Source organism: Streptomyces sp. NPDC055254, from assembly GCF_053606025.1.
Genome location: NZ_JBSGQV010000006.1, coordinates 206,181 through 213,254 on the forward strand (window position 1 = coordinate 206,181; position 7,074 = coordinate 213,254).

At 71.1% G+C, this 7,074-nt stretch carries 5 protein-coding genes; all 5 read left to right on the forward strand.

All coding sequences use genetic code 11. The features are described 5' to 3' along the window. The first annotated feature begins 160 nt into the window (after positions 1-160). The 5 genes from dnaA (at position 161) to ACWFQ8_RS09340 (ending at position 6,721) form a co-directional block, all read left to right on the forward strand. Entirely contained in the window at positions 161-1,924 is a 1,764-nt protein-coding gene (gene dnaA / locus ACWFQ8_RS09320; protein ID WP_453785568.1) for a chromosomal replication initiator protein DnaA, read from the forward strand. 868 nt (positions 1,925-2,792) lie between these two features. Beyond that, positions 2,793-3,923 carry a DNA polymerase III subunit beta gene (gene dnaN / locus ACWFQ8_RS09325; RefSeq protein WP_453785569.1) on the forward strand — a complete coding sequence of 377 codons (1,131 nt, stop codon included), beginning with the start codon at positions 2,793-2,795 and terminating at the stop codon, positions 3,921-3,923. Positions 3,924-4,099: 176 nt separating this feature from the next. After that, entirely contained in the window at positions 4,100-4,975 is an 876-nt protein-coding gene (gene gnd / locus ACWFQ8_RS09330; RefSeq protein WP_453785570.1) for a phosphogluconate dehydrogenase (NAD(+)-dependent, decarboxylating), read from the forward strand. An 85-nt stretch (positions 4,976-5,060) separates the two neighbouring features. After that, positions 5,061-6,197 carry a DNA replication/repair protein RecF gene (recF, locus tag ACWFQ8_RS09335; protein WP_453785571.1) on the forward strand — a complete coding sequence of 379 codons (1,137 nt, stop codon included), beginning with the start codon at positions 5,061-5,063 and terminating at the stop codon, positions 6,195-6,197. Next, positions 6,194-6,721, forward strand: coding sequence for a DUF721 domain-containing protein (locus ACWFQ8_RS09340; protein WP_453785572.1), 528 nt, complete (start codon positions 6,194-6,196; stop codon positions 6,719-6,721). The genes recF and ACWFQ8_RS09340 overlap by 4 nt, the downstream gene beginning before the upstream one ends. Positions 6,722-7,074: the final 353 nt, after the last annotated feature.

Sequence of the window (7,074 nt, forward strand, 5' to 3'; positions counted from 1 at the left end):
GTCAAACCGAGCCTACGGTGCCGCACACTGTGCACAGGCTGTGGACAACGACTTGAACCGTACCCGTGGCCCTGACTACCGTTGCCCGACCCCGGATTTTTTGTCCCGACCGTCCCAAAGAACCACACATTCGTGGGACCCCTGTGAGAGAGCGTGCTCTGTGGCTGACGTACCTGCCGATCTTGCCGCAGTGTGGCCAAGGGTGCTCGAAAAGCTCCTCGGGGAAGGACAGCCGGGCATCGAGCCGAAGGACAAGCAGTGGGTCGAGCGCTGTCAACCACTGGCACTCGTCGCCGACACCGCGCTGCTCGCCGTCCCCAATGAATGGGGGAAGCGCGTCCTGGAGGGCCGGCTGGCCCCTCTGATCAGTGACGCGCTCAGCCGCGAGTGCGGGCGCCCCATCCGGATCGCCATCACCGTGGACGACTCCGCCGGCGAACCCTCGCCCCCCGCCCCGACCGGCCAGCAGCGCGACGCGTACGAGCCGTACGGCGGCCAGCGCCCCGGCCCCACCGGGCCCGGCGGCGGTCAGTCCGACGACCAGCTCCCCACCGCCCGACCCGCCTACCCGGACTACCAGCAGCCGCGCGCCGAGCCCGGTGCCTGGCCGCGCGGAGGCCAGCAGGACGACTACGGCTGGCAGCAGCCGCGCCTCGGCAACTTCCCCGAGCGCGACCCGTACGCCTCACCGCAGCCCGGGTACCTCCAGCAGTCCGAGCCCTCCGGCTACGACCAGGGCGGCTACGAGCAGCAGAAGTACGAGCAGCAGAAGTACGAGCAGTCCCCCTACGACCAGCAGCACTACGAGCAGCCCTCGCCCCGCCCGTCGCCCGGCCGGCCCGCGGCGCCTCCGGGCCCGTCCGGCGGTTCCACCTCGGGGCCGCTGGAGCCGACCGCCCGGCTGAACCCCAAGTACCTCTTCGACACCTTCGTCATCGGTGCGTCCAACCGCTTCGCGCACGCGGCCGCGGTGGCCGTCGCCGAAGCACCCGCGAAGGCCTACAACCCCCTCTTCATCTACGGGGAGTCGGGCCTCGGCAAGACGCACCTGCTGCACGCCATCGGGCACTACGCGCGCAGCCTCTACCCCGGCACCCGCGTGCGGTACGTGAGCTCCGAGGAGTTCACCAACGAGTTCATCAACTCGATCCGCGACGGCAAGGGCGACGCGTTCCGCAAGCGGTACCGCGAGATGGACATCCTGCTCGTCGACGACATCCAGTTCCTGGCGAGCAAGGAGTCGACGCAGGAGGAGTTCTTCCACACCTTCAATACGCTCCACAACGCCAACAAGCAGATCGTGCTCTCCTCCGACCGGCCGCCCAAGCAGCTGGTGACCCTGGAGGACCGGCTGCGCAACCGCTTCGAGTGGGGCCTGATCACCGACGTCCAGCCGCCCGAGCTGGAGACCCGGATCGCGATCCTGCGCAAGAAGGCCGTCCAGGAGCAGCTCAACGCCCCGCCGGAGGTACTGGAGTTCATCGCCTCCCGCATCTCGCGCAACATCCGCGAGCTGGAGGGGGCGCTGATCCGGGTCACGGCCTTCGCGAGCCTCAACCGGCAGCCGGTCGACCTGGGCCTCACCGAGGACGTGCTGAAGAACCTGATCCCGGGCGGAGAGGACAGCGCGCCCGAGATCACCGCCTCCGACATCATGGCGGCCACCGCCGACTACTTCGGCCTGACCGTGGACGACCTGTGCGGCTCCTCGCGCAGCCGCGTGCTGGTGACGGCGCGCCAGATCGCCATGTACCTGTGCCGCGAGCTCACGGACCTCTCCCTGCCCAAGATCGGGGCGCAGTTCGGCGGTCGCGACCACACCACCGTCATGCACGCGGACCGCAAGATCCGCGCGTTGATGGCCGAGCGGCGCTCCATCTACAACCAGGTCACGGAGCTCACCAACCGCATCAAGAACGCCTGAGCCGGCCCCCGGAGACGGGGATGGAGCCGCGCCAGGGCCCTTTCACACGCGTTCAGAGGGCGCTCCCGGGTCACTCCGGGGGCGCCCTTCGTCGTTCGTGCGCCCCTGACCTGTTCGAATACGCCCCCTCAGGAGCAACTCATCCACAGATTCAGGGACTTTCTTCCGTCCACAGCCTGGGGACGCGTACCGTCACCCACAATTTGTCCACAGGCCTGCCGGGTGAGGAACCATCAGGCCAGGTCACACCCCTGTGGATTTGTGCACAAACACTATCCACAGGCTGTGGACAAAATATTCGTCCACAGCCCTGTCCACGAGTCTGTCCACCGCTGACCCACAGGTTGCCGCATCCTGTGCACAGGATCGGGGGACTTCTCCACACCGTTGTCCACTGTTCGGCAACACGCCACCCCCTCTCACCGCCCCGAGTGAAAGCGGTCACACGGATGTAGACGTTTGGGTTGTGGAGTACTGGGGAAAAGCTGGGGACACACCTGTGGACTAGTGGGGGTCTCCTGGGGACAGCCTGTGCAGAACTTTTCGTTCTCCACAGGGACACCGAGTTGTCCACCGGTGTCACCCACAGGGTCGGTGGATAAAAAACGGGCACTGACCTGCCAAAACGGAGTTATCCACTGTATCCACAGCCCCTACTACTACCCCCATAGAGAGTGAGTCCGGATTCGGTTTTCAAGCGGGTCCTGTGCACAACTCGGTGGGCGGGCTCTCCTCCGCTGTGCTCCCGACTTGACCGACAGCCGCAGCGCCTGTCGGCGCCGTACGTCAGACTGGTCCCCGGCATCGAGGCATCGGAGCCGACGACGAAGGCCGGCAGACGAGCGAGAAACAGCAGGAGGCGGTTCCGGTGAAGATCCGGGTGGAGCGCGACGTACTCGCGGAGGCGGTGGCCTGGGCTGCCCGCAGCCTCCCGGCCCGGCCGCCGGTGCCCGTTCTCGCGGGCCTGCTGCTCAAGGCCGAGGACAGCACGCTGAGCCTCTCCGGCTTCGACTACGAGGTCTCGGCCCGCGTCTCCGTCGAGGCGGACGTCGAGGAGGACGGCACGGTCCTGGTCTCCGGCCGGCTGCTCGCCGACATCTGCCGTGCCCTCCCCAACCGCCCGGTGGAGATTTCCACAGACGGTGTACGGGCGACCGTGGTCTGCGGCTCCTCGCGATTCACACTCCACACCCTGCCTGTGGAGGAGTACCCGGCACTGCCGACGATGCCGACCGCGACCGGGACCGTCCCCGGCGAGGTCTTCGCCTCCGCCGCCGCCCAGGTCGCCATCGCCGCCGGCCGCGACGACACGCTGCCCGTGCTGACCGGTGTCCGCATCGAGATCGAGGGCGACCGCGTCACCCTCGCCTCCACCGACCGCTACCGCTTCGCGGTCCGCGAGTTCCTGTGGAAGCCGGAGAACCCGGACGCCTCCGCCGTGGCCCTGGTGCCCGCGAAGACCCTCCTGGACACCGCCAAGTCGCTGACCAGCGGTGACACCGTCACCCTGGCACTCTCCGGCTCCGGCGCCGGTGAGGGCCTGATCGGCTTCGAGGGCGCCGGCCGCCGCACCACCACCCGCCTCCTCGAGGGCGACCTGCCGAAGTACCGCACGCTGTTCCCGACGGAGTTCAACTCCATCGCCGTGATCGAGACCGCCCCGTTCGTCGAGGCCGTCAAGCGCGTGGCCCTCGTCGCCGAGCGCAACACCCCGGTCCGCCTCAGCTTCGAGCAGGGCGTGCTGATCCTGGAAGCCGGATCCAGCGACGACGCACAGGCTGTGGAGCGCGTCGACGCCACGCTGGAGGGCGACGACATCTCGATCGCCTTCAACCCGACCTTCCTGCTGGACGGTCTGAGCGCGATCGACTCGCCCGCCGCGCAGCTCAGCTTCACCACCTCCACCAAGCCCGCGCTGCTCAGCGGCCGTCCGGCGGTCGACGCCGAAGCGGACGAGGCCTACAAGTACCTGATCATGCCGGTGCGCCTCTCCGGTTGAGTCCTCGCAGGTCAGGCCCGGTTCCGCGGCTCGCGGGACCGGGCCTGGTCGCGTCCGGGACCTCGCGCGCCCGTGGAGCCGGTACGCCCGGCCGGGCGTAGGCTCGGGGCCGGGGGTGTCCCCGGGCACCAGGGGGACACCGGCAAAGACGGCCACAACGCTTAAGGAACCACCTGATGGAGCTTGGTCTCGTCGGTCTCGGCAAGATGGGCGGCAACATGCGCGAGCGCATCCGCCGCGCCGGCCACACCGTCATCGGATACGACCGCAACCCGGACCTCGCCGATGTCCACAGCCTGCACGAGCTTGTGGACAGCCTGCAGGCCCCCCGTGTCGTGTGGGTCATGGTCCCCGCCGGAGCGGCCACCCAGTCCACCGTCGACGAGCTCGGCGAGCTGCTCTCGCCGGGCGACATCGTGGTGGACGGCGGCAACTCGCGCTGGACCGACGACGAGAAGCACGCGGAGGAGCTCGCTGCCAAGGGCATCGGTTTCGTCGACTGCGGCGTCTCCGGCGGCGTGTGGGGCCTGGAGAACGGCTACGCCCTGATGTACGGCGGCGCCAAGGAGGACGTGGCGCGCGTCCAGCCCGTCTTCGACGCCCTCAAGCCCGAGGGCGAGTTCGGCGCCGTGCACGCCGGCAAGGTCGGTGCCGGCCACTTCGCGAAGATGGTCCACAACGGCATCGAGTACGCCATGATGCAGGCCTACGCCGAGGGCTGGGAGCTCCTGGAGAAGGTGGACTCGGTCACCGACGTCCGCGAGGTCTTCCGCTCCTGGCAGGAAGGCACGGTCATCCGTTCCTGGCTGCTGGACCTGGCCGTCAACGCCCTCGACGAGGACGAGCACCTGGAGCGGCTGCGGGGCTTCGCGCAGGACTCGGGCGAGGGCCGCTGGACGGTGGAGGCGGCGATCGACAACGCCGTGCCGCTGCCCGCGATCACCGCCTCGCTGTTCGCGCGGTTCGCCTCGCGCCAGGACGACTCGCCGCAGATGAAGATGATCGCCGCGCTGCGCAATCAGTTCGGCGGCCACGCGGTCGAGAAGAAGTAGAAGAAGTAGAAGAAGCGGCGGCTCGGCTCGCCCGAGCCGCACAGCACGACGTACAACAGGGGAAGCCGGGGGAGGTCGGCGCCGTATGCATGTCTCGCATCTCTCGTTGGCCGACTTCCGCTCGTACGCCCGGGCCGAGGTACCCCTCGACCCGGGCGTCACCGCGTTCGTGGGCCCCAACGGCCAGGGGAAGACCAACCTCGTCGAGGCGATCGGCTACCTCGCCGTGCTGGGCAGCCACCGGGTCTCCTCGGACGCCCCGCTCGTGCGGATGGGCGCGGACCGGGCGATCATCCGCGCCGCCGTGACCCAGGGCGAGCGCCAGCAGCTGGTGGAGCTGGAGCTGAACCCGGGACGGGCGAACCGGGCCCGGATCAACCGCTCCTCGCAGGTCCGCCCCCGGGACGTGCTGGGGATCGTGCGGACGGTGCTGTTCGCCCCGGAGGACCTGGCGCTGGTGAAGGGCGACCCGGGGGAGCGCCGGCGCTTCCTGGACGAGCTGGTCACGGCGCGCTCGCCGCGCATGGCGGCGGTCCGCTCCGACTACGAGCGGGTGCTCAAGCAGCGCAACACGCTGCTGAAGTCGGCGGCGATGGCCCGCCGGCACGGCGGCCGCTCGATGGACCTCTCCACGCTCGACGTGTGGGACCAGCACCTCGCGCGCGCCGGCGCGGAACTGCTGGCGCAGCGCCTGGACCTGATCGCGACGCTGCTGCCGCTGGCCGACAAGGCGTACGAGCAGCTCGCGCCCGGCGGCGGCCCGCTCGGGCTCGCGTACCGCTCTTCGGCGGGCGAGCCGGTGGACGGCGGTGCGGCGCGGACCCGCGAGGCGCTGTACGAGGTGCTGCTGGCGGCCCTCGCGGAGGTGCGCAAGCAGGAGATCGAGCGGGGCGTGACCCTGGTGGGGCCGCACCGCGACGACGTGCTGCTGCGGCTCGGGGAGCTGCCGGCGAAGGGGTACGCCAGTCACGGGGAGTCGTGGTCCTACGCGCTGGCGCTGCGGCTGGCCTCGTACGAGCTGCTGCGCTCGGAGGGTGCCGAGCCGGTGCTGATCCTGGACGACGTGTTCGCGGAGCTGGACGCGCGGCGCCGGGAGCGGCTGGCGGAGCTGGTGGCACCGGGCGAGCAGGTCCTGGTGACGGCGGCGGTGGACGATGACGTTCCGGGTGTGCTGGCGGGGGCGCGGTTCGGGGTGTCCGGTGGTGAGGTGACCCGGTTGTGAACGACCACGACGAGCAGCGGCGCAAGGCCCCGGAAGGGTCCGGGGTGGACCTGGCGCGGCAGGCGCTGGCGGCGGCGCGGGAGCAGGCCCGGGCCCGCGGCCTAGCGGCGGGCGGCCGCAAGCGGCAGCAGCAGCCCGGGTTGCGGTCGGGCGCGCGCGCGGACGGGCGGGACCCGATGCCGCTGATGGCGGCGCTGGACCGGTTGCGCACGGAGCGCGGCTGGGAGATGCCGATGGCGGTGGCGGGCGTGATGGAGCGCTGGTCGGAGATCGTCGGGCCGGATATCGCGGCGCACTGCGTGCCGGAGCGGTACGAGGAGCGGGAGCTGCTCGTGCGGTGCGACTCCTCGGCGTGGGCCGCGCAGCTGAAGCTGCTGGCCCCGCAGCTGGTTGCCCGGCTCAACGCGGACCTGGGGCAGGGCACCGTACGGATGATCAAGGTGCAGGGGCCGGGCGGGCGGCCGAAGCGGTACGGGCCCTGGCGGGCGCCGGGCAGCACGGGCCCGGGAGACACGTACGGCTGACCGACCGCCCCCGCGGACACCGGCCCCGCGGACACGGGCCCTGCGGACATCGGGCCCTGCGGACATCGGGCCCTGCGGAAACCGGGCCCTGCGGACACGGGCCCGGGCCGCTGCGTTCCGGCCGCCGCTCCGGGCTCCGGACCCGGCCGGGACCCAGGCCGGGCCGCCGCGGCGTACGCCGGGCGCAGCGGCCCGAGACCCGGCATCCGAGCCGCTCCCGCCGTCGGAGGTGGGGGGCCCCGCGCGCGGGCCCGCCCCCCCCCCCCCCCCCCCCCGGGGGGGCCCCGGCCCCCCGCCGGGGGGGGGGCCGCGCCGCCCACCCCCCCCCCCCCCCCCCGCCCGGGGGGCCCCGT

Coding starts and splice junctions, on each gene's coding strand:
- gnd (WP_453785570.1), top strand. CDS start 4,100: ATGGAGCTTGGTCTCGTCGGTCTCGGCAAGATGGGCGGCAACATGCGC.
- recF (WP_453785571.1), top strand. CDS start 5,061: ATGCATGTCTCGCATCTCTCGTTGGCCGACTTCCGCTCGTACGCCCGG.